This window comes from Streptomyces sp. NPDC033165 (genome assembly GCF_055577965.1).
This window is the reverse complement of record NZ_JBVIPK010000002.1, coordinates 372,402-399,008: the sequence shown is the minus strand read 5'-3', so window position 1 is coordinate 399,008 and position 26,607 is coordinate 372,402. Positions and strand designations below refer to the sequence as shown.

The window sequence follows — 26,607 nt, the reverse complement described above, 5'->3', positions numbered from 1 at the left end:
GGGCCCCCCTTCACCATGTTCTCCGCCGCTACAGCTTCTCGACCGGCGCGTACCGCAGCAGCAGCTTCTTGGGGCGCTCGTCCCCGAAGTCGACCGTCGCCTTGGCCTGGTCGCCCACGCCTTCGACGGCCGTCACCGTGCCGAGGCCGAACTGGTCGTGGGTGACCCGGTCCCCCACCACCAGGGTGACGACTGGCTTCTCCGTACCGCGCCGGGTCGCGAACCCCGAGGGACCGGAGCGGGAGCGGGAGGAGGAGAGCGAGGACGTGATGCCCGAGGTGGGTCCGGCCGGGGCGGCCATCGGACCCTTGCGCCTCCAGTCCAGGTGCTCGTCCGGGATCTCCTCCAGGAACCGCGAGGCCGGGTTGTACGAGGGCTGGCCCCAGGCACTGCGCATGGCGGCGCGGGTGAGGTAGAGGCGTTCGCGGGCGCGGGTGATGCCGACGTAGGCGAGGCGGCGCTCCTCCTCCAGCTCCTTGGTCTGGCCGAGGGCCCGCATGTGCGGGAAGACGCCGTCCTCCATGCCGGTGAGGAAGACGACCGGGAACTCCAGGCCCTTCGCCGTGTGCAGGGTCATCAGCGTGATGACGCCGGAGCCGTCCTCGTCCTCGTCGGGGATCTGGTCGGAGTCGGCGACGAGCGCGACCTTCTCCAGGAACTCCGCGAGGGTGCCCGCACCCTCCTCGTCGCCGCGCTCCTGCTCGAATTCGAGGGCGACGGCGGCGAGCTCCTGGAGGTTCTCGATGCGGGTCTCGTCCTGCGGGTCGGTGGAGGCCTGGAGTTCGGCGAGATAGCCCGTGCGCTCCAGGACGGCTTCCAGCACGACGGCGGGTCCGGCGCCGGACTCGACGATCGTGCGCAGCTCCTCCATCAGCGTGTTGAACCGCTTGACGGCGTTGGCCGAGCGGGCGGCCATGCCGTAGGCCTCGTCGACGCGGCGCAGCGCCTGCGGGAAGGAGATCTTCTCGCGCAGCGAGAGAGCGTCGATCATCGCTTCGGCGCGGTCGCCGATGCCGCGCTTGGGCACGTTGAGGATGCGGCGCAGCGGGACGGTGTCCTCGGGGTTGGCGAGGACACGGAGGTAGGCCAGGACGTCCCGGACCTCCTTGCGCTCGTAGAAGCGCACACCGCCGACGACCTTGTAGGGCAGGCCGACGCGGATGAAGATCTCTTCGAAGACACGGGACTGGGCGTTGGTCCGGTAGAACACGGCGACGTCGCCCGCCTTGGCGTCGCCCTTGTCGGTGAGGCGGTCGATCTCCTCGGCGACGAACTGGGCCTCGTCGTGCTCGGTGTCCGCGACATAGCCGGTGATGCGGGCGCCGCTGCCGGCGTTGGTCCAGAGGTTCTTGGGGCGGCGGCTCTCGTTGCGCTCGATGACGGCGTTGGCGGCGGAGAGGATCGTCTGCGTGGAGCGGTAGTTCTGCTCCAGGAGGATCGTCGTCGCGTCCGGGTAGTCCTCCTCGAACTGGAGGATGTTGCGGATCGTCGCACCGCGGAAGGCGTAGATCGACTGGTCCGCGTCGCCCACCACGCACAGCTCGGCGGGGGCGTCGTGCTCCCCGGCCGGGCCGACCAGCTCCCGTACCAGCGTGTACTGGGCGTGGTTGGTGTCCTGGTACTCGTCGACCAGGACGTGGCGGAAGCGGCGGCGGTAGTGCTCGGCGACATCCGGGAAGGCCTGGAGGAGATGGACCGTCGTCATGATGATGTCGTCGAAGTCCAGGGCGTTGGCCTCGCGCAGGCGGGCCTGGTAGAGCGTGTACGCCTGGGCGAGGGTCTTCTCGAAGCCGTCGGCAGCCTGCCCGGCGAAGGTCTCCTCGTCGATGAGCTCGTTCTTGAGGTTGGAGACCTTGGAGGTGAAGGACTTCGGCGGATAGCGCTTGGGGTCCAGGTCGAGGTCACGGCAGACCAGGGCCATCAGGCGCTTGGAGTCGGCGGCGTCGTAGATCGAGAACGACGAGGTGAAGCCGAGCTTCTTGGACTCGCGGCGCAGGATGCGGACGCACGCGCTGTGGAAGGTCATGACCCACATGGCGTTGGCGCGCGGGCCGACGAGCTGCTCGACGCGCTCCTTCATCTCGCCCGCGGCCTTGTTGGTGAACGTGATCGCGAGGATCTGTCCGGGGTGGACCCCGCGCTCGGCCAGCAGGTGGGCGATGCGGTGGGTGAGCACCCGGGTCTTGCCGGAGCCTGCCCCGGCGACGATGAGCAGCGGGGACCCGGCGTGCACGACAGCGGCGCGCTGTTCGGTGTTGAGCCCGTCGAGCAGCGCGGCGGAGTCGATCACCGGGCGCGGGTGACCGTCGCGGTAGTACCCGTCCCGGGGCGGCGGGGGCGCGTCGAAGACGCCCTCGAAGAGTCCCTCCGGCACCGCTTCGGGTGCGTGGTCCTCGGGGGGCGGCGGAGGACCGTCCTCCGCGGGCTGGAGGCCGGTCAGGAAGCTGTCGTCAAAGAGGCTGCTCATCGCCTCCCGAGTCTAGGCGGCCGCACTGACAACCTTCCGCCGAAGTCCGGAAGGGGCCGTACACACCGGTACGCACGGACAGCGGACGTCCACGTTCCGTGAAGGAGTGCCCGGTCGGAGGGGGTGCGGGGTCCCTGATCCGCAAAGGTCACGAAAATGTATCGGGCATATCGCTCATCGTCCTTCCCAGCGGCGGGGCCGGTTGGCTAGCGTGCTCGGTCAGGTGATCCGTACCTCCCTGAGGCGAACCGCGCCTGACGGACACCTCCGCCGAATCCGGCCTGCCCTCGCGGCAGTTCGGAACCGGGGACCCACACGCACAACCGGGGTGAATCGGTCCGTACCTCCCCCGTCCGGACCGTAGGACAGCCTTCCGTTCCCGTCCGAACCCGACAGCTGACCCGGTAGGCGGTCCACGGAAGGAGATGCCGGTCTTGGCATCGCATCGCAAGCCGCGCGCGAAAGTGCGCACCGCCACACCCGCCGTCGGGCTGACGACGGCCGCGCTGGCCTCCGTCACCCTGCTCTCCACACAGAGCGCGACGGCCGCGCCCACCGAGCCCAAGCCCGCCGTCGAGGAAGTCCGGAAGAAGGTCGACGCCCTCTACCGGCAGGCGGGCTCCGCGACCCAGGAGTACAACCGGGCCAAGGCCGCCTCCGCGGCCCAGCAGGCGAAGGTCGACACGCTGCTCTCCGACGTGGCGAAGCGGGCCGAGAAGATCAACGAGGCGCGCCGGGCGCTGGGCTCGTATGCGGCGGCGCAGTACCGCAGCGGCGGCATCGCGCCCACGGCGACGTTCTTCCTGGCGGACGACCCGCAGGGGTACTTCGACCAGAACCAGCTGATGAGCCGGGTGACGGAACGCCAGCAGAAGGCCGTCGTCGACTTCCGTACGCAGCAGGCCTCGGCGGCGAAGAAGCGCGCGGAGGCGGTGAAGAGCCTGGAGACCCTCACCGAGACGCAGGCCACGCTCGCCGCCAGCAAGAAGGACGTGCAGACCAAGCTCACCGAGGCCCGGTCCCTGCTCTCCCGGCTGACCGCCGAGGAGAAGGCGCGGCTGGCTGAGCTGGAGCGCAAGAAGGAGGCCGAGGCCAGGGAGAAGGCGGAGAAGCTGGCCCGCAAGCAGGCCGCCGAGGCGAAGCAGCGGGCCGAGGCCGAGGAGAAGGCCCGCAAGGAGGCCGCGAAAGAGTCGGGCGGCGGTACGGGGTCGGGCTCCGGTACGGGTACGGGTACGGGCTCCGGCACCGGCGCGGGCAGCGGTTACGCCGCCAAGGCGGAGAAGGTGCTGGCCTTCGCGCGCGCCCAGATCGGGAAGCCGTACGTGTGGGGGGCCTCGGGCCCGTCCTCGTACGACTGCTCGGGGCTGACGCAGTCGGCGTGGCGTGAGGCGGGCGTGGACCTGCCCCGGACGACCTGGGACCAGGTGAAGGTCGGCACCCGGGTCGCCACCGCCGACCTCCAGCCCGGTGACCTGGTCTTCTTCTACGACGACATCAGCCACGTCGGCATCTACAAGGGCGACGGGATGATGATCCACGCCCCGAAGCCGGGTGCGAACGTGCGCGAGGAGTCGATCTACTACATGCCGATCTACGGGAGCGTGCGCCCGGCGTAGTAGGGGGAAGCGGGGTGCCGGGTGCCCGGGGTGCCGGGAGCTGCCGCCACCGCCCGGGCCCCCGGTCGGTACCGACGCCCGGGTCAGTGACCGCCCTGGTTCCTGACACAGGGCCCCGTTCCGGGCTGGGGTTCGATGTAGGCCCCGTGCACGTTGCTCGTGATCCCGTCCTGCGACACGTTCCCGGAGACACAGGCGTTCCCCGTGTGGACGCTGTAGAAGCCGTGGCCGACGTAGACGCCGTGCTCCTCGCCGCAGCCGAGCTTCTTCAGCGCCTTCTTGAGCCGCTCGTCACTGAGGTCGCCCTCCCGCACGGCCTGTTCCAACTCGCCCCGGATGAGCTCGGCCGAGGCCTCTCCCCGGCCGCGGGCCTCCTCGGTCAGCTTCCCCGCCATGCGGTACGCGTGGTTGTCCCCGTAGTTGGGGGGCATGTCCGGGTGACCCTGGCCCGCATCCTGGCGGTCGCCGCCCTCGTCCGGGACGGGAGCGGAGGAGGCGGGGGGCTCCTCGGGCGTCCGGTCCGACCGCGCGCACAGCGGCCGGGGGCTGAAGGAGGGCTGGGGGCTCGCGGAGGACGCGGCGGCCGAGGCGGCCGATCGCACCTCGCCGCCCTGCTGGGTCCCGCACGCCGTCAGTGCGGCGGCGACGATGACAGCGGCGGCGGAACGTCTGAAGGGAATGTGTATGGGCATGAACACAGCATCCCGCCCAGGGGCGCGGGCGTTCCGAGCGGGGATGCTCGGGCTCAGGTCCAGATCGTGGCGATGAAGATATTGGCGGCCGTCAGCCCGCCGACCGCCGCGAACGCGCCCTTGTCGACCGTCTCGTCGTCCCGCTTGACGTAGACGAGGGCGAGGATCACGACCAGCAGCGCGAGCTTGATGCCGATCTTGACGTTGTTCACGGCCTGGTCGTCGGCCTGGTTGAGGCCGACCAGAACCATGCCGGTGACGAGCATGGTCAGCGCGCCGTGCAGCATGGCGGGGGTGAAGCGGGCGGTGCCCGCCCCCATGGCCTTCATCTGCGTCAGGAAGCCGCCCAGCAGGGAGGCGATGCCGATGATGTGCAGGGCGACGAAGACCTTGATGAGTACGTCCATGGCTCCGGAGCCTAGCCATGGCGAAGGTTCCACCTTCCAGTGAGGCGAGCCTTCCTTGCGTACTTCCCCCATGAGTGATCCCGATGGAATGAACCTGGTCATCTTGAATGACCCTGATCATCCGTGAACGGCGAAACGTCACATCAGGGCAATAGCTGTCATGCCGACTCTTTTCTCCGCGCCCGGATTAGCGTCCATCCCGGACCCCGTCGGCATCCCCCGGCGGGCAGCCGACAGGAAGGATGCCGCCCCCGTGGCAGCGCACCGCAGGTCAGCTCACCGAAAACCCAAGCAGCGCCCGCTCACCGGCCCTGCTGCCCGCACCGCGGCCACCCTGGCGCTCGCCGGGGCCGCCACCGCCGGATCGGTCACCGGGGCCGGGGCCACCCCCGCCGAACCGGCGGCCCCCACCGCCGCCCAGGTCCGAGCCAAGGTCGACCGGCTGTACCACGACGCCGAGGTCGCCACCGAGAAGTACAACGGGGCGAAGGAGAAGGCGGCTGCCGCCACCCGCAGCCTCGACGCCCTCACCGACGAGGCTGCCCGCCGCACCGGCCGCCTCAACACCGCCCGCAACGCGCTCGGTTCGCTGGCGACCGCCCAGTACCGCAGCGGGACGCTCGACCCGGCCGTACAGCTGGCGCTCTCCTCCGACCCCGACGCCTACCTGGAGCGTGCGGCCTTCCTCGACCGGGCGGGCGACCGCCGGCGGGGTGTGCTCAACGGCATCCGGCGGCAGATCTCCCAAATCTCCCAGGTGAAGGCCCGCGCCGACCGGGAGGCCGAGCAGCTCGCCGCCCGCCGCGCCGAGCTGCACGAACACCGCACCGCGATCCGCACCAAACTGGCCGACGCCCGCAGGCTCCTGGGCACCCTGACCGCCGACGAGCGCGCCGCGTACGAACGTTCCGCCGACGCCCGGCACGGCGGCGCCCCCGCCCACGCCGACCGCTCCACCGACCGCGCCCCTGCCGCCGCACCCGACTCCCGTGCCGCCCGGGCCATCGCCTTCGCCCACGGTGCGATCGGCAGGCCGTACGTCTGGGGCGCGACCGGCCCGAACGCCTTCGACTGCTCGGGCCTGACCCAGGCCGCGTGGAAGGCGGCGGGCGTCAGCCTGCCGCGGACCACCTACACCCAGATCAACGCCGGACAGCGAGTCCCCCGCTCCCAACTGGCCCCCGGAGACCTGGTCTTCTTCTACTCCGGGATCAGCCATGTCGGCCTCTACATCGGCGGCGGCCGCATGATCCACGCCCCGCGCCCCGGCGCCCCGGTCCGTATCGCGCCCATCGACCAGATGCCGTTCGCGGGCGCGACCCGGGTGGCGTAAGCCCGTGACAGGCAGCGGCGCCTCAGACCAGGCGTCGCGCCGTCGCCCACCTCGTCAGCTCGTGCCGGTTGGAGAGCTGGAGCTTGCGGAGCACCGCCGAGACGTGCGACTCGACCGTCTTCACCGAGATGAACAGCTGCTTGGCGATCTCCTTGTACGCGTAGCCACGCGCGATCAGCCTCAGCACCTCGCGCTCGCGCTGGGTGAGGCGGTCCAGGTCCTCGTCGACCGGCGGGGCGTCCGTGGAGGCGAAGGCGTCCAGGACGAAACCGGCCAGGCGGGGCGAGAAGACCGCGTCGCCCTCCTGGACCCGGAAGATGGAGTCGACCAGGTCGGTGCCGGTGATCGTCTTGGTGACGTAGCCCCGCGCCCCGCCCCGGATGACCCCGATGACGTCCTCCGCGGCGTCCGAGACGGACAGGGCGAGGAAGCGGACCGGGTTCTCGGCGGCACTCATCAGGGGGGCGCAGCGGCGCAGCACCTCGACCCCGCCGCCGCCCGGGAGGTGGACGTCGAGGAGGACGACTTCGGGGCGGGTCGCGGTGATGACGGTGACCGCCTGGTCGACGTCGGCGGCCTCGCCGACCACCTCGACGCCGGTCTCCTCGGTGCGGCCGATCTCGGCCTGCACCCCGGTGCGGAACATCCGGTGGTCGTCGACGAGCACGACCCGTACCCGCCGCTCCGGGCCCCCGGTGGCTTCGGTGTTCTCGGTCATTCGCTCGCCCTCTCCATCTCCAGCTCGACCTCGGTGCCCCCGCCGGGCACCGAACGCAGCCGGGCGCTGCCGCCGTTGCGCTGCATCCGGCCGATGATTGATTCTCGTACGCCCATGCGGTCCCCGGGAACCTCGTCCAGGTCGAAGCCCGGACCCCGGTCCCGCACGGACACGAAGACCGTACGGCCCTCGACCTCGGCGTAGACCTGCACGGCGCCGCCCTCGCCACCGTACTTGGCGGCATTCACCATCGCCTCGCGCGCTGCCTGCATCTGCGCGCTCAGCTTCTCGTCGAGCGGGCAGTCGCCGACCACGACGACTTCCAGGGGCACGCCGTGCTTGTCCTCGACCTCGGCGGCGGCCCGCTTGACCGCCTCGGCCAGGGTCTCCGGTTCGTCGTCCTCGTCCTTGCCGGTGCCCTCGGGGTTGTAGAGCCAGTTGCGCAGCTCGCGCTCCTGGGCGCGGGCGAGGCGTCTGACCTCGCCGCCGTCGTCCGCGTTGCGCTGGATCAGGGTGAGGGTGTGCAGCACCGAGTCGTGAACATGGGCGGCGACCTCGGCCCGCTCCTGGGCGCGGATGCGCATCAGGCGCTCCTCGGAGAGGTCCTGGGTCATCCGCACCAGGTAGGGGCCCGCGAGCAGGAAGATGCCGGTCAGCACGGCGATGGCGGCGGTGAGCACGTTGCCCAGCTGGGCCGCCGAGCCGCGTACGACGAGGAAGACGGCGAGGCCGAGGCCGACCAGGGCCACTCCGGCGAAGCCGCGGGCCAGGTGGAGCAGCTTGCGGTTGCGGCCGACCTCCATCCAGCGGGCGCGGCGGGCGTTGTCCGCCTGCCGCCAGACCAGGACGGAGCCCGCGCCGATCAGGAGGGTGGGCCAGATGTAGCGGTCGGCCTCGCTGCCCATGTCGACGTTGGCGACGAACGCGACGGCCCCGAAGGTGAGGGCGACCAGCGCGAAGACCTGGCCCCTGTCCGGCTTACGGAGCTTGCGGCGGCCGTCCGCGGCGGTCTCGAACACCGAGCGCGGGGCCTCGACGCCGCCGACGCCGAGCGGGACGACGATCCAGAACACCGCGTACAGCAGAGCGCCCAGGCCGTCGGTGAAGAACAGCCCGAGGAACACGAACCGGACCCAGGCGACCGGTAGCCCGAGGTGTCCGGCGAGCCCGCGCGCGACGCCGCCGAGCATCCGTCCGTCGGCGCTGCGGTACAGCTTGCGCTGCGGCGGCTCCTCCGGGTCGGCGGTGAGGGAGCTGGTGGCTCGGGCGGTGGCGGCTGGCATACCCCGATCGTCACACGCGCGGGTGCGGGGCGGCATCAGGGTCACCCCCCGAAGTGACCCTGACGCTGTCCCCAGCGCACGCACGGTGGTGGCATCCCTCTCGACTCGGCCCGCCGCGCGGTGGCACCTCTGGGACCCCTGCACGACGGAGCCCCGGAGGGGAGCGTGTGAGTTCGCTCACCGAACGCCACTCACTCCCCTGGCGTCTCATCAAATACGCATAAGACACCCTCAGTCGAGATCGGGCGGTTCCTCCCGGAAGCATGGCTGACGAAGTGGCCGAAATGTGCGCCTCGCACGTTGCCAACGCAATCAAACGAGAAGGCCGGGCCAGAGTTCGCCACTTCTTCGCGATCCGTACACCAAGACAGGTCCAGACCAATGACGAGAGGTGTGTGATCATGACCGCTGCCAGGTGAACCAGGTACACAGTGCCGTGTGCTGCACACATCGATCCGCGCTCGACTGGAGAACCCTTATGGCATTGACAGGGCCAGCCCTGCTCGATTCCGAGGAAGCACCTCCCCAAGGCACCGAAGCCGTCAGGCCGACGCCGCCCCCAGCAGTGGCCAAGGTATTACCGAAAGCGCATCGCGAACCAGCACACGACACCGTCGTCGTGATCCCGGCCCGGAACGAGGAAGCCGAAGTACTCAGCTCCCTGGAGTCCCTGGCCGCCCAGACCCACCGCCCCGACCTGATCCTCGTCGTGGTGAACAACTCGACGGACGGCACGGAGCGGATCACCCGCGAGTTCGCCGACCGGCCCGGCGTCCCGCAGACCCGGGTGCTGTGCCTGCCCGACAATCCCCACAAGAAGGCGGGGACTCTCAACCATGCCCTCGCCGGTCTCGCCGAACAGTGCGGAGACCTCACCGGCGCGGCACGCTACGTCCTCGTCATGGACGCAGACACCTCCCTGCATCCGCGATTCGTCCAGCGGGCACGCATGGTCATGGAATCCGATCCGACTCTGGGCGGGGTGAGCGCGACCTGCTACGGCCGCAGCGGTCTGTGGCAGAACACCTGGCAGCGCTACCTCACCGGCATGCAGATCATCGAGTACGGGAGGTACGCCCACACACGCTCACGGACCGACCTGCACACCATGGCCGGTGCCGGTTCCTTCTACAGCACGGCCGCCCTTCAGCACCTCATCGACGCCCGCGGCGAGGTCTTCTGGCAGCACAGCGGCAACCTGGTCGAGGACTACGAGACAACGCTCTCCTTGAAGGAGGCGGGCTGGCGCGTGACCGCCAACCAGTACTGCGTCGCCTACACCGACCTGATGCCGGTTCTCGGCGACCTGGTGCGCCAACGGGAGCGCTGGGTACGCGGAACACTGGACATCATGCGGCAGCGCGGCTGGACCCGGCACACGCGGCTCTCGATCGTCCAGTACGTACTCGGCCTCCTCGGCTTCGCCTACAGCCTCGGCTGGGTCGCCGTGTGGGCCACCCAGTCCATCGCGCAGGGGCAGCCCGCCGGAGACCCGCTCTGGCTGCTCCTCCTGCTCGCCTGGTCGGTCTTCTCGGCGGTCCGGGTCATCCCACTGGGCTGGAAGGCGATGCTGGTGTGCGCCCTGCTCCTACCGGAGCTGGTCTTCCAGTTCATCCGTACCTACTGGATGGGCGCCTCCCTGTGGCGCTCCTACACCTCCGGAGCAGCCACATGGGCGTGACACACACCCTTTCCGAGCTGGGCCCGCTCGGCCTGGCCTTCCTCGGCGTCAGCCTGCTGATCCTCCTGTTCAGCGTCGGCTGCTACCTGGCCTCGTTCGCCCGCAGGTGGCACGACGCGCGCGTCGTGCACGAGCGCTCGGCGCGGCCGCCGTCCGTGTTCTCCTCCAGGGAGCCCTCCCCGGGGTGAGCGGCAGTCCGGCCCTTCGGGGGCGTACGCGGGCAATATCAGGGACCGTCCAGGGTCGGGGCGGGTCCCGGCGGGCGGTCCGGACCGTCACCATGGAGGCATGACCGCTCCCTCGGACGCCCCTCCCGGCGTCGCGCCCCCCGACGCGCCGAAGCCGCAGCTGCGGCGCACCCCGCGGCAGAAGGTCGTCGCCGGGGTGTGCGGCGGGCTGGGCCGGTACTGCGACGTGGACCCGGTGATCTTCCGGATCGTGCTCGGTGTCCTGTCGGTCACCGGGGGCATCGGCCTGATCTTCTACGGCTTCGCCTGGCTGCTGCTGCCCGCGGAGGGCGACGAGGAGAACGAGGCGCGCAAGCTGCTGTCGGGGCGGGTCGACGGGGCGTCGCTGGTGGCGCTGCTGCTGGCGCTGATCGGCTGCGGGCTGTTCCTGTCGATGCTGCACAACCGGGGCATGCTGTCGTTCGCCGCCCTGCTGACGCTGGCCGTCGTCGGGTTCTCCGTGTGGACGCAGTCCCGTCGGACGGCGGCCCCCGAGGACCCGGCGGCCCCGCCCGGCACACCGGCCGCCCCGCCCGGCCCCACGCACACCGGCGGGCTCGGCACGCCCCCGCCGGAGGTGAAGGCCCCGCCGACGCCGGGCGGCCCGTCGTGGTGGCGGGACCCGATCGTCAAGGACGGGACGACCGGGCCGGTGGCCTCCGGTTATCTGTGGGGCCCGGCGGACACGGACCGGGCAACGGCCCAGGCCGGGCGGCCCAGCAAGGAGGCCCCGTTCCGGCCGCCGCACCCGCTGCCCGAGCCGCGCGGCCCGCGCTCGATCGGGGGCCCGGTCTTCCTGGCGGCCCTGGTGGCGGGTGGTCTCGGCACGGGGCTGAGCTGGGAGCACCAGCCGCTGGGGACGGCGCTCCAGATCGGACTGGTCGCCGCCCTCGCGGTGTTCGGCCTCGGGCTGCTGGTCGCCTCGGTGCTGGGCCGGACGGGTTTCGGCACGGTGCTCATGGCGATGGTCACGGCGGGCCTGCTGGCCGGTGCCGCGGCGGTGCCGAAGGACATCGACACGACCTGGGTGCGCCAGGAATGGCGGCCCGCCTCGGTGGCAGCCCTCCAGCCGCACTACGAACTGGGCACCGGCGACGCCCGGCTGGACCTGTCAGGCCTGAAGGTGCCGGAGGGCGAGACCGTGCGCACGGGGCTCGACGTGACAGCGGGGCGGGCGGCCGTCGTCGTTCCGGAGGACGTGACGGTGAAGGTGCGTGCCGAGGTGGATCTCGGGGAGATCCGGCTGGAGGAGGGCCAGCGGGTCCAGGTCCGGATCAACAGCGACGAGGCGAGGCAGCGGACCCTGCCGCCGCCGGCCGGAACGAAGCCCGCCGGAACGATCGAACTGGAACTGGAAGTCGGCATCGGACAGGTGGAGGTCACCCGTGCTGCGTCATGAATTCCGGCCGGGACGCGCGGTGGCGGGTCTGGCCATGCTGGCTCTGGCGGGCGGGTACGCGGCCGACGCCGCCGGGGCGTGGGAGGTCCCCTGGACGTTCTTCTTCCCGCTGCTCTTCGGTGGGCTGTGGCTGGCCGCGACGGTGACCTGGGCCGCCTACATGGTCCGGCGCCGGCGTGAGGCGAGGAAGGCGTCGGCGGAGAACATCGGCGCCCCGGCGAGCAGCAGCGGCAGCCACGCCATCAGATAGGGCAGGTCGTTGCCGTAGTAGTACGGGGTGGCCTGCCAGCTCACGGTGAGCCAGAGGCTCAGCGAGATCAGCGCGCCGCCGAGCGCCGCGATCCTGGCCCAGAGGCCGACGAGGGTGCCGAGGCCCACGAGGAGTTCACCGGTCGCGATGGCGTAGCCGAAGCCCTCCGGGTTCTTGAGGGCCAGGTCGACGAGGGCGGGGATCGCGGAGGAGTCACGCACCCCGCGCATCATCTCGCCGATGGACCCGGCGCCGTCGGCGGACAGGAAGGCGCTGTCCGTGAGCTTGTCGAGGCCCGCGTAGACGAAGGTGACGCCGAGGAAGATCCGCAGCGGCAGCAGGGCGTACGTACGCGCCTGCTCCCTCAGCGTCCTGCGCTCGCCCAGTCCGTACGAACCGCTGCCGTCGTAGCTGTGCATGACCACTGCCCCGCTTCCCGGTATTCCGTCGCTTGACCATACGTACGCCTTCGACGCGCTGCTCACCAGGGTTGCGGGGCATTCAGTGGAAGGAGGCGGGAGAAAGAGGTGGTCAGTCCGTGACGTCGATCGGGCAGCGGTTGGTCTCCACCCCGGCGGCGGTGACGACCTGGACGTCCACGGTGCCCGGCTCCACCTCGACCGGGACGGGCACGGTCAGGACGGTGTCGGCCGGGTTGGCGAAGCCCCCGGCGACCGGGATCAGGGGGACGTGGACGTGGACCGTGCCGATGCGGACGACGAGCCGGGCCAGCCGGTCGGGGCTGCCCGCGCCGGGCGGCACGAAGCCCGCGCCCCGGATCTCGATGTCGTCGCCGGTCCGGATCGGCGCGTCCAGGTCCCCGGCCTCCCGGGCCCGGACGACGGACAGCACGACCGGACGCCCGCCCTCCGTGTACTTCCCGGCGAAGTAGGTCGCCGCCGAGACCGCCACCAGCAGCGCGAGCCCCCACGGCAGATCGGGCAGCTGCTCGGGGCGGCGGGCCAGGCGGACCGCGGCGAACAGCACGGCGACGGCGCTGACCAGCACGTACTGCACATCAGTGAAGGAGCCGCGCCCCGAGTCGTCGGTGAGCAGATCGGCTGCGCGCGGCCGGTCCGCGCGCAGCTTCTGGAGGCGCTGGCCCAGCACCCGTACGGTCACCACCCGGCGTACGAGCACGGCGACCGCGCACACCAGCGCCAGCACGGTCACCATCCCGGCGGACCGCACGAGGTCGAGCCCCTCGATCAGCGCGTCCCGGTCGGAGGGGTCGGCGGCCCCGGCCAGCTGGAGTGAGAGAACAAGGACCGCGAAGACGGCGAGCAGCACCCAGGCGGCGGCAACCGCCCGGGAGGTGGAGAGCCGGTTGTCCTCGCCGATCAGCGGGGCGAGGAGGCCCCCACGCGCACGGTGGAAGCGGGCGGCGGCGGTGAGCAGCCCGGCGGTGACGAGGGCAGCGAGCAGACCGGCGGTGCGGGCGGTGGACCAGCCGGCCCCGATCGCGGTGACGCAGGCGCCGACGAGGAGGGCCCCGACCGCACCCCACACGGCGAACAGCGTGCCCCGCCACACCTGGTGGAGCCAGGCGTCCCCGGCCTCCCGGGCCCGTTCGGCGACGGTTCGGGCGGAGCCGGTCAGCTCGTCGGAGACCCACTGCCGGGACGCGGAGGCGGACTGGGCGACCCCGGCGGGCAGGCCGTTGCCCGCGGCCAGTTCGTCGCGCTTGGCGAGGAAGGCCGCGACGGCGCGCCGGTGCCCTTCGCGTGCGCCGTGCGGGCAGTCGCCGCAGGTGCAGCCGCCGCCGTGGGTGCCGCTCGTCCTTGCCTCGTCCAACGCCACGGAGGATTACGCCCTTTCCCGCCCCGGTACAGCCAACTCACTTGCGATATCAGCGAATTGTGCCGTACCGGGCGCGGGGTTCCCGCATCGGGGCGACCGGCGGGCCCGGACCGTCAGAATGTTCGACTGATCCGCTGCCACAGGGGCTGGTAGTTGATCCAGGCCACCAGGTCGCTGCCGAGGTGTTCGCGGGTGGTGACGGCGTCCTGGTGCGCGATGAGCACGGGCTTCCCGGCGGCCCGCGCCAGCAGTTGCACCTGGCAGGCGCGCTCCAGGGTCAGGAACCACCAGGCCGCCGCGTCCACGGAGTCGCCGACGGTCAGCAGCCCGTGGTTGCGCAGGATGACCGCCTTGTGCGGCCCGAGCGTGTCGGCGATGCGCCGCCCTTCCTCCTCGTCCACGACAACGCCCGTGTACGCGTCGTACAGCGCGTGGTCCTCGTAGAAGGCGCAGGATTCCTGGGTGATCGGCTCGACCGGCTCCCCGAGCGCGGCGAGGGCCCGCCCGTGCACGGAGTGGGTGTGCGCGACGGCCACGGTGCCGGGCCGGGCCCGGTGCACCGCCGCGTGCACGGCGAACGCGGCCTGGTTGACGTGGAAGCGGCCCCGGACGACCTGCCCGTCGCCGTTGACGAGGATCAGGTCCTGTGGGGTGATGTCGGCGAAGGGCGCGCCGAACGGGTTGACCCAGAAGCAGTCCTCCAGCTCCGGGTCGCGCACGGTGATGTGCCCGGAGACCCCGTCCTCGTACCCGAGCTGCCCGAACAACCGCAGCGCCCCCGCGAGCCGCTCCCTGCGGTACGCGCGTTCCTCCCCCGGCGACGCGTGGACGGGCGGCATCGCGAACTGAAGCTGTTCGACGGGGATCGGGGCGGGGGCGGCGGGCACGGCGACCGGCTCGGACATGGCGGCTCCTCGGGTTCCCAGGGCGTACGGGACCGGAAGTTACCGCCGGGTGGGGGCGGTGAAAAGGGGGTGGGGCGCAGGTCAGGTGCTGAGCACCAGGTAGGCGAGGCCCAGATACGAGCGGTAGCCGCCGTAGTAGCCGGTGCGGCGGGCGTCGACCTCGGCCATCACCTCGCCGTACAGCGGATGGCCCGGGTTCTCCAGCGCCCAGCGCTGCCCGCGCCCGATCGGCCCCTCCGACTCGAAGAGGTCCCATTCGCGCTGGTCGGCGACGGTGACCTGGAGTGCGCGCAGTCCGACGGACTCCGCCAGCCGGATCAGCTCCAGCAGCGATCCGAAGTCCCCGGGCTCGGCCCCGAGCCCTTCCAGCGCGGCGGGGGCCGGTTCCCTCAGCCAGATCCCCTCGCCGAAGAGCACCCGGCCCCCGGGGCGTACGGCGGCGCGCAGGGCGGTCAGGGCCTCCCCGGTCGCACCGGGCCAGGCGTGCGAGGAGCCGATGGAGACGGCGAGGTCGTATCCGCCGCCGGTCCACTCGGCGGCGGGCACCTCGTGGAACCCCACCCGGTCGCCGAGCCCTCGCTCCTCGGCGAGCTTCCGCCCGCGCGCCACGGCGTCGGGGTCGGTCTCGACGCCGTCCCCGACGGCCCCGGGCGCTGACTCCACGAGCCGCATGAGCAACTCGCCCCAGCCGGAGCCGAGATCGACGATCCGGGCGTCGGGAGCGGGGTCGCAGGCGGCGATGAGCCGGGCCGCGTGTTCCTCGGAGAGCGGGGTGTTCCAGGTGAGGCGGTGATTCCCGGCGGCGGACACGATGGCGCGGACTTCTTCGGCGGACATGGCGGGGAGCCTGGCACGGGGAGTGGGCTCGTGCCAGTGGATTACGAGCGGCCTCGGCGGTAGATCTCCGTGAGGTCGACGTCGATCGGGAACGGGACGTCGAGGTTCATCTTCTTGCGGTGGATTCCGGTGGGCGTGTACGTGTCCGTCGCCGGGTCGAGCTCGTAGACATAGACGACGGGCAGGCCATCCGCTCCCTGCTCGACCCGCCAGAAGTGCCTGACACCGGCCTCGGCGTATTTGCGCGGCTTGACGCCCCGGTCACGGACCTCGGAGTCGGGCGATACGACTTCGACGGCGAGGACGACGTCCTCCGGTGCATACCAGGTCTGGTCGGCCCCGGTGTCCGCCTCCGCGCGATACACCAGCAGATCGGGCTCCGGACGGTTCGTGCGGTCCAGCCTGATAGTCATTTCGCGGTCGACGTCCAGATCCACGGGGGCGTGCGCGAGAAGAGCCGATTCCAGCAGCCACATGGCTCGTGTGTGGAACTTACGCTGCGGACTCATGAAGACGAGACTCCCGTCGATCAGCTCGGTGTGGGGCGGGAGGCCCGGAATCCGGTCGAGGTCGTCCGCCGTCCAGCCGCCCTCCGGCGGAACGGGCCACCGGTACGGCGGCTGCTGCTCAAGCCCGGGCTCGGGTGCGGCGCTCATGATTACTCCCATACGCCGAAGTCTCGTCTCTTCACTCAGCGTACCCAGCCGATACGACAATGCCGCCGCCCAAACGAATGAGCGACGGCATCGGCGTTGACCGGGAGAGGCCCCGAGGGTTCACCCGAGTGGGAAGGTCACTCCCACTCGATCGTCCCCGGCGGCTTGCTCGTCACGTCGAGGACGACGCGGTTGACGTCGGCGACCTCGTTGGTGATGCGGGTGGAGATCTTCGCCAGCGTCTCGTACGGCAGGCGCGACCAGTCGGCCGTCATGGCGTCCTCGGAGGAGACCGGACGCAGGACGATCGGGTGGCCGTAGGTGCGGCCGTCGCCCTGGACGCCGACCGAGCGGACGTCAGCGAGGAGGACCACCGGGCACTGCCAGATGTCGCGGTCCAGGCCGGCCGCCGTCAGCTCCTCGCGGGCGATGGCGTCGGCCTCGCGGAGCAGGTCCAGGCGGTCCTTGGTGACCTCGCCGACGATGCGGATGCCGAGGCCGGGGCCGGGGAACGGCTGGCGCTGGACGATCTCCTCGGGGAGGCCCAGCTCCTGGCCGACCATCCGGACCTCGTCCTTGAACAGCTGGCGCAGCGGCTCGACGAGCTGGAACTCGATGTCGTCGGGGAGGCCGCCGACGTTGTGGTGGGACTTGATGTTGGCGGTGCCGGTGCCGCCGCCGGACTCGACGACGTCCGGGTAGAGCGTGCCCTGGACCAGGAAGGCGACCTCGGGCCCGTCCTCCTGGAGGATCTCCAGCTGGGCCTGCTCGAAGACGCGGATGAACTCGCGCCCGATGATCTTCCGCTTCTGCTCCGGGTCGGAGACCCCGGCCAGGGCGTCGAGGAAGCGCTTCTCCGCGTCGACCACCTTCAGCTTCGCGCCGGTGGCGGCGACGAAGTCCTTCTCGACCTGCTCGGTCTCGCCCTTGCGCATCAGCCCGTGGTCGACGTAGACGCAGGTGAGCTGCGAGCCGATGGCCTTCTGTACGAGGGCGGCGGCGACCGCGGAGTCCACGCCTCCGGAGAGGCCGCAGATGGCGCGCTTGGTGCCGACCTGCTCGCGGATGAGGGCGACCTGCTCCTCGACCACGTTGGTGGTGGTCCAGTTCGGCTCGATGCCCGCGCCGCGGTAGAGGAAGTGCTCCAGGACCTGCTGGCCGTGCGTGGAGTGCATGACCTCCGGGTGGTACTGGACGCCGTAGAGCTTCTTCTCGTCGTTCTCGAAGGCCGCGACCGGGACCACGTCCGTGGAGGCGGTGACGGTGAAGCCCTCGGGGGCCGCCGAGCAGGCGTCGCCGTGCGACATCCACACCGGCTGCTCGGTGGGCGTGCCCTCGAAGAGCGTCGAGCCCGCCTTCGTGACGTGCAGCGGGGTGCGGCCGTACTCGCGCGCCCCGTTGTCGTCGACCGTGCCGCCGAGCGCGGTGGCCATCAGCTGGAAGCCGTAGCACATGCCAAAGACGGGGACCCCGGCCTCGAAGAGCGAGCGGTCCAGGGACGGTGCGCCCTCCGCGTACACCGAGGAGGGGCCGCCGGAGAGGATGATCGCGCGGGGGTTCTTGGCCAGCATCTCGGCCACCGGCATGGTGGACGGGACGATCTCGCTGTAGACCCGGGCCTCACGGACACGGCGGGCGATGAGCTGGGCGTACTGCGCGCCGAAGTCGACAACCAGGACCACGTCGGCCGTGGTGTCGGGGGCGGCGGGGGGTGCTGCTGGCACGGGGCGGCCTTCCGGCGGTGATGAGGGGGTCGGTTCTCCCGATTCTACCGGCCGCGCGCGGACCCTCCGCCGAGCCGGGCGTCTCACGATGCGGGCCCCGCTGTGGCGGGTCCTCCGGGGCGGGGCCATACTGTCCCCCATGCGTCAGCACACGACCTTCGTCTTTACCTATGGCATCCGGCCCGCCGGCTGCCATGGTCGTGCTGCTTGAGCTACTGACAAGCAACGTTCCAGGCGCCCCGGGCCGACAGGCCCGGGGCGTTCTGCGTGTCCGGGTCCTCTCGCCCCGGGGGGCCGCCACCCACCGGGAGTCACCACCATGACCAGCACCAGCACGACCGCCGCCGAGCGCACCGGCGCCCGCACCGACGAGGCCGCCACTCTGATCGGCGGCGCCCGGGAACGCATCGACGCCCTCGACGACCGGATCATCGGGCTCGTCCAGGAACGGATGGCCGTCTCGGCGGTGATCCAGGAGGCCCGGATCACCTCGGGCGGCCGCCGGGTCAACCTCTCCCGCGAGACCGCCGTGCTCGGCCACTACAGGGACGCGCTGGGCAAGCCGGGCACCGCGCTCGCGATGACGCTCCTGGAGCTGTGCCGCGGCCGGGTGTGAGCCCGTACGGGCCGTCGGGCCGCCGCCTGCCGGACGCCGCCCGGCAGGCGGCGGCCCGGCGGCAGGCCCCGAGGGAGGGAACGGTTCTCCGCCCGCCGGACATGGCCCGTATCTGCGTTCGGGCCCCGTCTCACCCGTACGGCGCGTGACCGGGGCGGCGGTGGCTTCGTTGGTCCCGGTGTCCGTGCCAACCAGGGGCGGCATCGGTAGGAAAACCACGCGTGGCTCCGCCGGGACGTGTGGCGTACCGCGAGGTACGCCGTGGGACCGCATCCCGGCTCATGTGACCGGTCCGCAGGGGACAGCAGCCCGGTCACCCCATATGCGGCCGACCCCGGGGACGCCCGGGTCGGCCGCATCGGAACGCATCGGGCGGAGGCCTGTTCCCTCCTCCGCCCACCTCTGCGGCAACCCCCTGATCAGGCCGCCTGTCGCGCTGCCCGTCGCCGGGACGCCGCGAAGAGCACCAGGCCCGCCGCCAGCGCCGCGGCCGCCGTGCCCGAGGCGATCAGGGCGATCGACCCCGTCGAGGCGAGGCTGCCCCCGCCGCCGGAGCCCCCGGCCGTACCCGCCGAGCCGCCGCCGGACGTGGTGGACTCCGAGGAACCCGAGGTGCCGGAGGTGCCGGAGGTGGCGGACGGGGTCGCCGACGGGGTCGTGGACGGTTCGCCGGAGCCGCCGTCGGCCCCGTCCGTCGTGGAGCCGGAGTCGCCGCCGCTGCCCTCACCGTTCACGATCGTCCACGCGGTGTTGTTGCCGGGCTTCGGGTCGAACGGCAGCTTCGGGTCCATGAGCCAGGGGCTGCGAACGGTGACCTTGCCGGACGCGCCGACCAGGCCCTCGTCGATCCGCAGCTCGAACGGCAGGTCGAGACCGCCGCCGTCCAGCACGGCCATGGAGGTGTCGCAGACGTAGCGCGGCGCGGGGCTCTTCTGGTCCTCGCGGTAGCCGCCGCCGGCGGTCACCGCGAGGCAGAGGTCCGGCTTCGAGGTGACGGTCGTGCCCCGGGGGACGGTGAAGTCGACGGTGGCGACGGGCTCGCCGGAGCGGGTGTAGCCGATCCAGGCCGGGCCCTCGTTGCGGAAGCCGATGTCGGCCTTCACCGTGGAGCCCTCGGCTCCGGCCACCTCGTCGCCGTACGCCACGAAGTCGGCTGTGTTCTTCGTGCGGAAGTCGGCCTCGTGCTGGTTGTTCCACGGGTCGAGGTCCGCGCCCCGGGCGGTCGCGCCCTTCGCCGGGGACTTCGCCGTGCCCTTCACCGGGACCGCCTTGAGTGCGCCGCCGGTGCCCCGCTCGAAGGAGGCGCCCGCGCGCTGGGCGGTGCGCTGGGCGGCGCTGTCCTCGTGGATGCGGTAGATGAAGGTGTCGTAGAAGGCGCGGGAGGTGGCCTCGACGGTCAGCGGGGTCGCCAGGGTGTAGGTCTCGCCCACCTCGAAGGAACCCTCGACGGAGCAGAGCGCGGTGGTCCAGCCGACGCCGGGCAGGCCCGGGTCGCCCTCGGTGTACTCGCAGTTGGAGTAGCGCTGCGGGATGTCGAGGCCGCGGGAGTACAGCAGGCCCAGCAGGACGCCGTCGGCGGCCCGGGTGCCCCGGTTGGTGAAGGTGATCGGGGCCTGCTGCTCGTCGCCCGGGTTCAGCTCCGTCCGGAACGGCAGCTCCTCCATCACCAGGTCGGGGCCGCCGACCGTGACCCGGGTGGTGAAGGGGGTGAAGGTCGCGTCCTTCGCCTGTCCGGTCACCTTGATCGTGCCGGTGGCGCCGTCCTTGCTGCCCTTGGCGGCGGTGAGCAGGATGTCGTCGACACCCCGGAGGCCGGGGAAGATGCCGTACTCCTCGCAGACCGCCTTCGTGCCGGTCACCTTGCAGTCCGAGCCGTCCTCGACCGCCGCGTCGGCGACGCCCGCGATGCCGCTGAGGTCGAAGGTGACGGTGAACTCTCCCTCGTACCCGCCGTTCTCCTCGTCCTCGCTCGGGTTGTGGACGGTGATGCCGAGCGTGGACTGCTGCGGCTCGCCGCTCTCGGGGTGCGGGTGCAGGGCCGTCTCGGCGGGGCCGCCCAGGGTGAACACCGGGGTGTCGGCGGCCTGGGCCGGGGCGGCCCCGGCGAGCGATGCCGCGGCGAGCAGACCGGCGGCGGCGAACGAACCCGCCGCGCGGCGCAGCGCGGTTCTCGGGGACAAGCGTGTCATCGGGACCTCTGGTACTCGGCAGGGAGCTGTTGCTCAGTGGAAGCTGTGTGACTGCTGTGACAGTCGGCGCGGTACGGGGTTCGACCGCGCAGCCCTCCGAACAGTTGCCCTGACGAAGATCACGGATTGGGCACAGGAGCGTCGCCCGCCCCCTTCACGTCCGCTCGGGTACGTCCGCCGCGGCCTCCGCGGCCCGCCTCGGCGGCACCACCGGCATGCCCAGGAACGGCAGCTTCAGCGCGCCGAACGCCTCCTTCGGCACGGCGGGCGCGAGCGGTTCGACGGGGCTGAGCCGCTCGTAGGCCCCGCCCTGCTCCGGGCGCGGGTCGGCCTCGCCCTTGTTGGGCCAGAAGGACATCGCACGCTCGGCCTGGGCGGTGATGGTCAGCGAGGGGTTGACGCCGAGGTTGGCGGAGACCGCGGAGCCGTCGACGACGCTGATGCCGGGGTGGCCGTAGAGGCGGTGGTACGGGTCGATGACGCCCTCCTCCGCGCTCGCGCCGATCGGGCAGCCGCCGAGGAAGTGGGCGGTGAGCGGGGTGCCCATCAGCTCGCCGATGTTGGAGCCGGCGAAGCCGTTGATCTCCTCGGCGAGCAGGGACGCGCTGCGGGTCGCCTCCTCGATCTGGGTCGGGTTGGGCGCGCCATGGCCCTGGCGGGCGGTGAGCAGGCCCTTGCCGATGCCGCCCGGTTTGCGGTACGTCGTCAGGGAGTTGTCCAGGGACTGCATGACGAGACCGATGATGGTGCGCTCGGACCAGCGGCGGTTGGAGAGCGACCGGGCGGCGAGGGTGGGGTGCTTGATCATGTTGGCGAGCCAGCCGCGCACCCGGTGGGCTCCGTAGGGCACCTGGAGGATCGACATCGAGCCCATGGCGTTGGAGCCCTTGCCGTAACGGACGGGCTCGATGTGGGTGTCGGCGTCCGGGTGGATCGAGGACGTGATCGCGACGCCCTGTGAGAAGTCGGCCTTCGCGATGCCGTGCTTCTTGCGGTAGCGGCGGTCGCTGGTCTGGGAGCCCACCAGTGCCTCGGAGTTGGTGCGGGTCAGCGCCCCGAGCCTCGCGGAGAGCCGGGGCAGCAGACCGCGGTCCTTCATGGTGTGCAGCAGGGTCTGGGTGCCGTACGTGCCCGCCGCGACGACGACCCGGCGGGCGCGGAGCTTCGTGGGCCTGGCCTTGCGGCGGCGGTCGGTGGGGACGGTGAAGACGCGGTAGCCGCCCTCCGGATCGTCGGTGACCGCGACGACGGACGTCATCGGGTGGATGACAGCTCCGGCCTTCTCGGCGAGGTGGAGGTAGTTCTCGTTGAGGGTGTTCTTCGCCCCGTGACGGCAGCCCGTCATGCACTCGCCGCACTCGGTGCAGGCCTTGCGGGCGGGTCCGGCACCGCCGAAGTACGGGTCGGGGACCGTGCCGCCGGGCTTGGCCTTCGCGGTCCCGTCGGCGTCCTTGCCGTCACCGAAGAAGACGCCGACCGGGGCCAGGTGGAAGGTGTCGCCGACGCCCATCGCCTCGGCGGCGGCCTTGAGGTGGATGTCGGAGGGGGTCATGGTCGGGTTGAGGCGGACCCCGAGCATCCGGCGGGCCTGGTCGTAGTACGGCTTGAGCTCGTCCTGCCAGTCGGTGATGGAGGCCCACTGGCGGTCCTCGAAGAACGGGGCGGGCGGCACGTACAGCGTGTTGGCGTAGTTGAGCGAACCGCCGCCGACGCCCGCCCCGGCGAGCACCATCACCTTGCCGAGGAGGTGGACGCGCTGGATGCCGAAGAGGCCCAGCGCGGGGGCCCAGAGGTAGTTCTTCAGGTCCCATGAGGTCTTGGGGAGCGTGCCGGGGGTGAAGCGGCGGCCCGCCTCCAGGACGCCGACGCGGTACCCCTTCTCCGACAGCCGGAGCGCCGACACCGCGCCCCCGAAGCCCGAACCGACGACGAGGACGTCGTAGTCGTAGGCGGCGTCGTCCTCGGCCGGGACATGGCTCACGGACTGTTCGCGGGCAGGGCTGTCCTGGGGCATGGCGCTCCTCAGTACGGAATCGGAACGAAAAGGGCGGAGGGTGCTGTGGCCGCCGGGAGGCTCAGCGCAGCCGGAACGCCTTCATCGCCTTCAGGCTGCGGGTCATGAACGCGGCGTACTTCTCGTCGTCCATGCCGAAGGACGGCGCGAGCGGGATCAGCCGCTGCTGGGCGACGGTCTGGGCCTCCGTGTACTTGAGGATGCCCTCGGAGCCGTGCCGCCGGCCGAGACCGGACTCCTTCATGCCGCCCATCGGGGACTGGACGCTTCCGTAGGCGGGTGCGTACCCCTCGTTGATGTTGACGGTGCCGGTCCGCAGCCGGGCGGCGACCTGGTGGCCGCGCCGGGAGTCGGTGGTCCAGACGCTGGAGTTGAGGCCGTACGGGGTGGCGTTGGCCAGCGCGATCACCTCGTCCTCGTCGCTGAAGCGGTAGATCGAGACGACCGGTCCGAAGGTCTCCTCGGTGCAGACCGCCATCGGCTCCTGCACCCCGTCGAGGATGGTCGGCTCGTAGAACAGCGGGCCGATGTCGGGGCGGGCGACGCCGCCCGCGACGAGCTTCGCGCCCTTCTCGACGGCCTCGGCGACATGCCGGGTGACCGTCTCCAGCTGGCGCTGCCCGACGAGGGAGCCCATGTCGGCGCCGTACGCGAGGGCGTTGCCGAGCCGCATGGCCTTCGTGCGGGTGGCGAAGCGCTGGACGAAGTCGTCGGCGATCGACTCGTGGACGTACAGCCGCTCGATGGAGATGCACAGCTGCCCGGCGGAGGAGAAGCAGGCGCGGACGGCACCGGCGGCGGCCTTCTCCACGTCGGCGTCCTTGAGGACGAGCATGGCGTTCTTGCCGCCGAGCTCCAGCGAGACCCCGACCAGCCGGGAGGCCGCGCCGACGGCGACCTCGCGGCCGGTGCGGGTGGAACCGGTGAAGGAGACGTAGTCGGCGCGGCTGACGACCTCGGGACCGACGACGGGTCCCTCGCCCAGGACGACCTGGAAGACCTCGGCGGGCAGTCCGGCCTCGATGAGCAGGTCGCGGGCCCACAGCGCGGTGAGCGCGGTCTCCGTGTCGGGCTTCATCACGACGGCGTTGCCGGAGACGAACGCGGGCAGCGCGTCGCCCACGGACAGCTCGAAGGGGTAGTTCCAGGGGGCGATCTGGCCGACGACCCCGCGCGGCTGGCGCAGCTCGGTGACCTTGGTGAGGGTCGGGACGACACCCGTGTGGCGGCGGGGCCTGAGGTACGCGGCCGCCCTGCGCCCGTAGTGGCGGGCGGCGACGGTGACGGCCTGCACCTCCTCGTGGGCGTGCAGCCGGGCCTTGCCGGTCTCCAGCTGGATGAGGTCGAGGACCTCGGACTGGCGGCTGAGGACGAGGTCGTGGAAGCGCAGGAGGACGGCGGCCCGCTGTCGTACGGGGACGGCGGCCCAGGCGGGCTGGGCGGCGCGCGCCCGGTCGAAGGCGCCTGCGACGTCCTCGGGGGTGGACTCGGGCAGGTCGGCCAGCTTCTCCCCGGTGAAGGGCGAGTGGTTGGCCGTACGCCCCGATCCGACGACGCCGCGGACCAGCTGGGCGATCACCTCGGGGGTGACCACATCGGCGGCCGTGCGCACACCGGCGGGGGCGACCACCACGGGGTTCGTACCGAGAGGGGCGTCAGGGGCCTGCGAGTCCGTCATGAGGCCGAGAGTATGTCCAGCCGCACCCTTTGGGTACCCGTCGGTAACAGTTTTTCACAGGACCCGACCGCATCCCCGGACCGCCCTCACAAACCAGCCAGTGATCGCTGGCGACATAACCGCTGATCAGTGGCTATGCGGCGGACCGACACCGGCGGTGGGCCCGCCGCGCTCAGAATCGGGGAATCTTCAGCACCGCCGTGCTCACCTCGCCGAAGATCGCGTCCCCGTCCTTCACGGCCCGCTCCTTCGCGGGCGCCCTCACCCGCACCTGCCAGCGGGGGGGGGGCAGGGGCCCGGGGCCTGAGGAGCTCGGCCCGGGGACCACAGGGCTCGGTCCTCGGCCGCAAAGCTCAGTCCTGGGTCTTCGGCGCGCGCCAGCTGCGCAGCATGACGTCGAACACCTCCCGGCTCGCCTTCCAGCCCTCCTGCGGGGCCGTCAGATACAGCGCGTACTCGGGGCCGCCCGCCCCGCCGTAGTACATCTGGTCGATCCCGTGCCGGGGACCGGCGTGATCCTTGGTCTCGTTCCAGGTGAACTCCCAGAGCGCGCCCGGCCGGTCGCGGAAGGTGTTCTTCTCCAGCCCGATCCGCCGGTAGCCGGGCAGCCGTTCGGACAGCTGCTCCTCCATGTTCCGCATGTGCAGATACGGATGGTCGAAGTCCGGGTCCGGGTCGACGCTGATCCGGATCCGGTGCGCCCCGCCGTCCGGTGTGTAGTCGATCTGCCCGTCCCGCACCCGGCGCACCCAGTCCTTCGGTACGACCAGGCTGAAGCCCGCCGGGTCCTCGACCCGGTGCCAGCCGTCGGGTATCTCCGGTATCCCCTGAGCGGGGGCGGTGGCGGGCGGGTCGCTCCCCGGCGCGGAGGACGTGGTACCGGTGGCCGCCCGGCCACCGGTGCCCCCCGAACCGCCCGGCTCCTGCCCGTACCTCATCGCGAGGAGCCCGGCCGCGCCGCCGAGGACCGCGGCGGCGACGACCACGACGAGGACCGTGCGCCACCGGGAGCGGGCGCGCCGGGTCACCGGGACGGAGACGGGCCCTGCCGGAGAAGACGAGGGGGCCGTTCCGGGGAGCCGGGCGGTGGGGCCGTGAGGATCACCGAGGGCGGAGTCAGGCACGGGGGCGTCGGGCCCGTTCGGGTCCGGGAAGGCGTACCGGGCGTCCTTGGGCAGGCGCCGCGTGGGCACGTGCGCCTGCGCGGCCCGGGGCTCCCGGCCCTCCATCGCGTCCAGCAGCATCTGTTCGGCCTCGGCGGCCGAGGGCCGGTCGGCCGGGTCCTTGCGGAGCAGCGCGGTGATGACGGCCCCGAGCGGACCGGCGTTGACCGGGGCGGGCGGCTCCTCGGTGACGACGGCCTGCATGGTGGAGATCGGGGACTTGCGGCGGAACGGGCTGGTCCCCTCGACCGCCGCGTACAGCGTCACTCCGAGCGACCACAGGTCGGAGGCGGGTCCCGGATCGCCGCCGCGTACCCGCTCGGGGGCCAGATAGTCGATGGAGCCGACCAGTTCACCGGTCCGGGTGATCGTGGAGTCGCCCTCGATCGCGGCGATCCCGAAGTCGGTCAGAAGCACCTGCCCGTCGCGCGCCAGCAGGACGTTGCCGGGCTTGACGTCGCGGTGCAGCACCCCGGCCCCGTGCGCGGCGCGCAGGGCGCTGAGCACGTGCAGCCCGACCCGTGCCGCCTCGCGCGGGGCGATCTCCCCGCTCTCCTTGGCGGCGTCGGCGAGCGAGGGCCCGTCGACGTACTGCATGACGATCCAGGGCCGGTTGTCGTACTCGATCACGTCGTGGACGGTGACGACACCCGGGTGCGTGATGCGGGCGGCGGCCCGGGCCTCCTTCTGCGTCCGGGCGTGCAGGACGAGCCGGTCGGCCTCGGCGACGTACAGCCCGGCGGTCAACTCCTTGACGGCGACCGTACGGTGCAGCACCTCATCGTGAGCACGCCAGACCTTGCCCATGCCGCCGCGGCCGAGGACCTCGCCCAGCCGGTACCGCCCCGCCAGCACCGGTCCCGCAGCCGTGCCCTGTGATCGATCCACGTGATGTCCCCGCCCCGTTTTCCTCGACTTGCCAGATTACGGAGCGGAGGCGCGGCGGCGTAAC

General features: G+C 71.7%; 22 protein-coding genes and 1 riboswitch. Of the genes, 7 read left to right on the top strand and 15 right to left on the bottom strand.

The window, feature by feature from the left end:
• Nucleotides 1–28: 28 nt before the first annotated feature.
• Nucleotides 29–2,467 carry a DNA helicase PcrA gene (gene pcrA, locus ACZ5WC_RS06200; protein WP_468539693.1) on the bottom strand — a complete coding sequence of 813 codons (2,439 nt, stop codon included), beginning with the start codon at nt 2,465–2,467 and terminating at the stop codon, nt 29–31.
• A 258-nt stretch (nt 2,468–2,725) separates the two neighbouring features.
• A riboswitch (cyclic di-AMP (ydaO/yuaA leader) is annotated at nt 2,726–2,894 on the top strand.
• Here pcrA and ACZ5WC_RS06195 point away from each other — a divergent pair.
• On the top strand, nt 2,893–4,083 hold the full coding sequence (locus ACZ5WC_RS06195) for a C40 family peptidase (RefSeq protein WP_468539692.1): 1,191 nt from the start codon (nt 2,893–2,895) through the stop codon (nt 4,081–4,083). (Overlaps the previous riboswitch by 2 nt.)
• Nucleotides 4,084–4,166: 83 nt before the next feature.
• Here ACZ5WC_RS06195 and ACZ5WC_RS06190 read toward each other — a convergent pair whose 3' ends face one another.
• Nucleotides 4,167–4,775 (bottom strand): hypothetical protein, encoded by a 609-nt coding sequence (locus ACZ5WC_RS06190; protein ID WP_468539691.1) that lies wholly within the window; start codon nt 4,773–4,775, stop codon nt 4,167–4,169.
• Between the two features lie 53 nt (nt 4,776–4,828).
• Nucleotides 4,829–5,182, bottom strand: a complete 354-nt coding sequence (locus ACZ5WC_RS06185) for a hypothetical protein (RefSeq protein WP_468539690.1) — start codon at nt 5,180–5,182, stop codon at nt 4,829–4,831.
• Nucleotides 5,183–5,435: 253 nt separating this feature from the next.
• Between ACZ5WC_RS06185 and ACZ5WC_RS06180 the strand changes: the two genes are divergently transcribed.
• Nucleotides 5,436–6,515 carry a C40 family peptidase gene (locus ACZ5WC_RS06180; protein WP_468539689.1) on the top strand — a complete coding sequence of 360 codons (1,080 nt, stop codon included), beginning with the start codon at nt 5,436–5,438 and terminating at the stop codon, nt 6,513–6,515.
• Between the two features lie 22 nt (nt 6,516–6,537).
• Here ACZ5WC_RS06180 and ACZ5WC_RS06175 read toward each other — a convergent pair whose 3' ends face one another.
• Nucleotides 6,538–7,233 (bottom strand): LuxR C-terminal-related transcriptional regulator, encoded by a 696-nt coding sequence (locus tag ACZ5WC_RS06175; RefSeq protein WP_468539688.1) that lies wholly within the window; start codon nt 7,231–7,233, stop codon nt 6,538–6,540.
• Entirely contained in the window at nt 7,230–8,516 is a 1,287-nt protein-coding gene (locus ACZ5WC_RS06170) for a PspC domain-containing protein (protein ID WP_468539687.1), read from the bottom strand. The genes ACZ5WC_RS06175 and ACZ5WC_RS06170 overlap by 4 nt, the downstream gene beginning before the upstream one ends.
• Nucleotides 8,517–9,135: 619 nt before the next feature.
• On the opposite strand from ACZ5WC_RS06170, the gene ACZ5WC_RS06165 reads away from it, so the two are divergent.
• The 4 genes from ACZ5WC_RS06165 (at nt 9,136) to ACZ5WC_RS06150 (ending at nt 12,073) form a co-directional block, all read left to right on the top strand.
• The gene (locus ACZ5WC_RS06165) at nt 9,136–10,197 is read left to right on the top strand and encodes a glycosyltransferase family 2 protein (protein WP_468539686.1); all 1,062 of its coding nucleotides are present in this window, start codon (nt 9,136–9,138) and stop codon (nt 10,195–10,197) included.
• Complete coding sequence (locus tag ACZ5WC_RS06160; RefSeq protein WP_468539685.1) at nt 10,188–10,385, top strand: hypothetical protein; 198 nt, start codon at nt 10,188–10,190, stop codon at nt 10,383–10,385. Before ACZ5WC_RS06165 ends, ACZ5WC_RS06160 begins: the two co-directional genes overlap by 10 nt.
• A gap of 100 nt (nt 10,386–10,485) precedes the next feature.
• Nucleotides 10,486–11,823 (top strand): PspC domain-containing protein, encoded by a 1,338-nt coding sequence (locus ACZ5WC_RS06155; protein ID WP_468539684.1) that lies wholly within the window; start codon nt 10,486–10,488, stop codon nt 11,821–11,823.
• A complete protein-coding gene (locus tag ACZ5WC_RS06150; protein ID WP_468539683.1) occupies nt 11,810–12,073 on the top strand; it encodes a hypothetical protein in 264 nt (87 codons plus the stop codon). Before ACZ5WC_RS06155 ends, ACZ5WC_RS06150 begins: the two co-directional genes overlap by 14 nt.
• Here ACZ5WC_RS06150 and ACZ5WC_RS06145 read toward each other — a convergent pair.
• From ACZ5WC_RS06145 to guaA, 6 genes are all read right to left on the bottom strand, one after another.
• The gene (locus ACZ5WC_RS06145; RefSeq protein WP_468539682.1) at nt 11,980–12,492 is read right to left on the bottom strand and encodes a DoxX family protein; all 513 of its coding nucleotides are present in this window, start codon (nt 12,490–12,492) and stop codon (nt 11,980–11,982) included. The genes ACZ5WC_RS06150 and ACZ5WC_RS06145 overlap by 94 nt on opposite strands.
• A gap of 112 nt (nt 12,493–12,604) precedes the next feature.
• Nucleotides 12,605–13,873: a hypothetical protein gene (locus ACZ5WC_RS06140; protein ID WP_468539681.1), complete on the bottom strand. Its 1,269-nt coding sequence runs from the start codon at nt 13,871–13,873 to the stop codon at nt 12,605–12,607.
• Nucleotides 13,874–13,986: 113 nt separating this feature from the next.
• Complete coding sequence (locus ACZ5WC_RS06135; protein ID WP_468539680.1) at nt 13,987–14,778, bottom strand: class II aldolase/adducin family protein; 792 nt, start codon at nt 14,776–14,778, stop codon at nt 13,987–13,989.
• An 81-nt stretch (nt 14,779–14,859) separates the two neighbouring features.
• A complete protein-coding gene (locus ACZ5WC_RS06130) occupies nt 14,860–15,615 on the bottom strand; it encodes an SAM-dependent methyltransferase (protein ID WP_468539679.1) in 756 nt (251 codons plus the stop codon).
• A 41-nt stretch (nt 15,616–15,656) separates the two neighbouring features.
• Nucleotides 15,657–16,271 (bottom strand): Uma2 family endonuclease, encoded by a 615-nt coding sequence (locus ACZ5WC_RS06125; protein ID WP_468539678.1) that lies wholly within the window; start codon nt 16,269–16,271, stop codon nt 15,657–15,659.
• A gap of 137 nt (nt 16,272–16,408) precedes the next feature.
• Entirely contained in the window at nt 16,409–17,995 is a 1,587-nt protein-coding gene (gene guaA / locus ACZ5WC_RS06120; RefSeq protein WP_468539677.1) for a glutamine-hydrolyzing GMP synthase, read from the bottom strand.
• A gap of 319 nt (nt 17,996–18,314) precedes the next feature.
• Between guaA and ACZ5WC_RS06115 the strand changes: the two genes are divergently transcribed.
• Nucleotides 18,315–18,611: a chorismate mutase gene (locus tag ACZ5WC_RS06115; protein ID WP_468539676.1), complete on the top strand. Its 297-nt coding sequence runs from the start codon at nt 18,315–18,317 to the stop codon at nt 18,609–18,611.
• Between the two features lie 419 nt (nt 18,612–19,030).
• On the opposite strand, the gene ACZ5WC_RS06110 is transcribed toward ACZ5WC_RS06115, so the two are convergent.
• The 4 genes from ACZ5WC_RS06110 to ACZ5WC_RS06095 all read right to left on the bottom strand — a co-directional run bounded on the left by ACZ5WC_RS06110 (nt 19,031) and on the right by ACZ5WC_RS06095 (nt 26,543).
• Nucleotides 19,031–20,800 carry a peptidase gene (locus ACZ5WC_RS06110; RefSeq protein ID WP_468539675.1) on the bottom strand — a complete coding sequence of 590 codons (1,770 nt, stop codon included), beginning with the start codon at nt 20,798–20,800 and terminating at the stop codon, nt 19,031–19,033.
• Nucleotides 20,801–20,954: 154 nt separating this feature from the next.
• Nucleotides 20,955–22,814, bottom strand: a complete 1,860-nt coding sequence (locus ACZ5WC_RS06105; protein ID WP_468539674.1) for a GMC oxidoreductase — start codon at nt 22,812–22,814, stop codon at nt 20,955–20,957.
• A gap of 61 nt (nt 22,815–22,875) precedes the next feature.
• Nucleotides 22,876–24,492, bottom strand: a complete 1,617-nt coding sequence (locus tag ACZ5WC_RS06100; protein WP_468539673.1) for a succinic semialdehyde dehydrogenase — start codon at nt 24,490–24,492, stop codon at nt 22,876–22,878.
• 353 nt (nt 24,493–24,845) lie between these two features.
• Complete coding sequence (locus tag ACZ5WC_RS06095) at nt 24,846–26,543, bottom strand: serine/threonine-protein kinase (protein WP_468539672.1); 1,698 nt, start codon at nt 26,541–26,543, stop codon at nt 24,846–24,848.
• Nucleotides 26,544–26,607 lie beyond the last annotated feature (64 nt).

Coding starts and splice junctions, on each gene's coding strand:
- pcrA (WP_468539693.1), bottom strand. CDS start 2,467: ATGAGCAGCCTCTTTGACGACAGCTTCCTGACCGGCCTCCAGCCCGCG.
- ACZ5WC_RS06195 (WP_468539692.1), top strand. CDS start 2,893: ATGCCGGTCTTGGCATCGCATCGCAAGCCGCGCGCGAAAGTGCGCACC.
- ACZ5WC_RS06190 (WP_468539691.1), bottom strand. CDS start 4,775: ATGCCCATACACATTCCCTTCAGACGTTCCGCCGCCGCTGTCATCGTC.
- ACZ5WC_RS06185 (WP_468539690.1), bottom strand. CDS start 5,182: ATGGACGTACTCATCAAGGTCTTCGTCGCCCTGCACATCATCGGCATC.
- ACZ5WC_RS06175 (WP_468539688.1), bottom strand. CDS start 7,233: ATGACCGAGAACACCGAAGCCACCGGGGGCCCGGAGCGGCGGGTACGG.
- ACZ5WC_RS06170 (WP_468539687.1), bottom strand. CDS start 8,516: ATGCCAGCCGCCACCGCCCGAGCCACCAGCTCCCTCACCGCCGACCCG.
- ACZ5WC_RS06160 (WP_468539685.1), top strand. CDS start 10,188: ATGGGCGTGACACACACCCTTTCCGAGCTGGGCCCGCTCGGCCTGGCC.
- ACZ5WC_RS06155 (WP_468539684.1), top strand. CDS start 10,486: ATGACCGCTCCCTCGGACGCCCCTCCCGGCGTCGCGCCCCCCGACGCG.
- ACZ5WC_RS06145 (WP_468539682.1), bottom strand. CDS start 12,492: ATGCACAGCTACGACGGCAGCGGTTCGTACGGACTGGGCGAGCGCAGG.
- ACZ5WC_RS06135 (WP_468539680.1), bottom strand. CDS start 14,778: ATGTCCGAGCCGGTCGCCGTGCCCGCCGCCCCCGCCCCGATCCCCGTC.
- ACZ5WC_RS06130 (WP_468539679.1), bottom strand. CDS start 15,615: ATGTCCGCCGAAGAAGTCCGCGCCATCGTGTCCGCCGCCGGGAATCAC.
- ACZ5WC_RS06125 (WP_468539678.1), bottom strand. CDS start 16,271: ATGAGCGCCGCACCCGAGCCCGGGCTTGAGCAGCAGCCGCCGTACCGG.
- ACZ5WC_RS06115 (WP_468539676.1), top strand. CDS start 18,315: ATGACCAGCACCAGCACGACCGCCGCCGAGCGCACCGGCGCCCGCACC.
- ACZ5WC_RS06110 (WP_468539675.1), bottom strand. CDS start 20,800: ATGACACGCTTGTCCCCGAGAACCGCGCTGCGCCGCGCGGCGGGTTCG.
- ACZ5WC_RS06105 (WP_468539674.1), bottom strand. CDS start 22,814: ATGCCCCAGGACAGCCCTGCCCGCGAACAGTCCGTGAGCCATGTCCCG.
- ACZ5WC_RS06100 (WP_468539673.1), bottom strand. CDS start 24,492: ATGACGGACTCGCAGGCCCCTGACGCCCCTCTCGGTACGAACCCCGTG.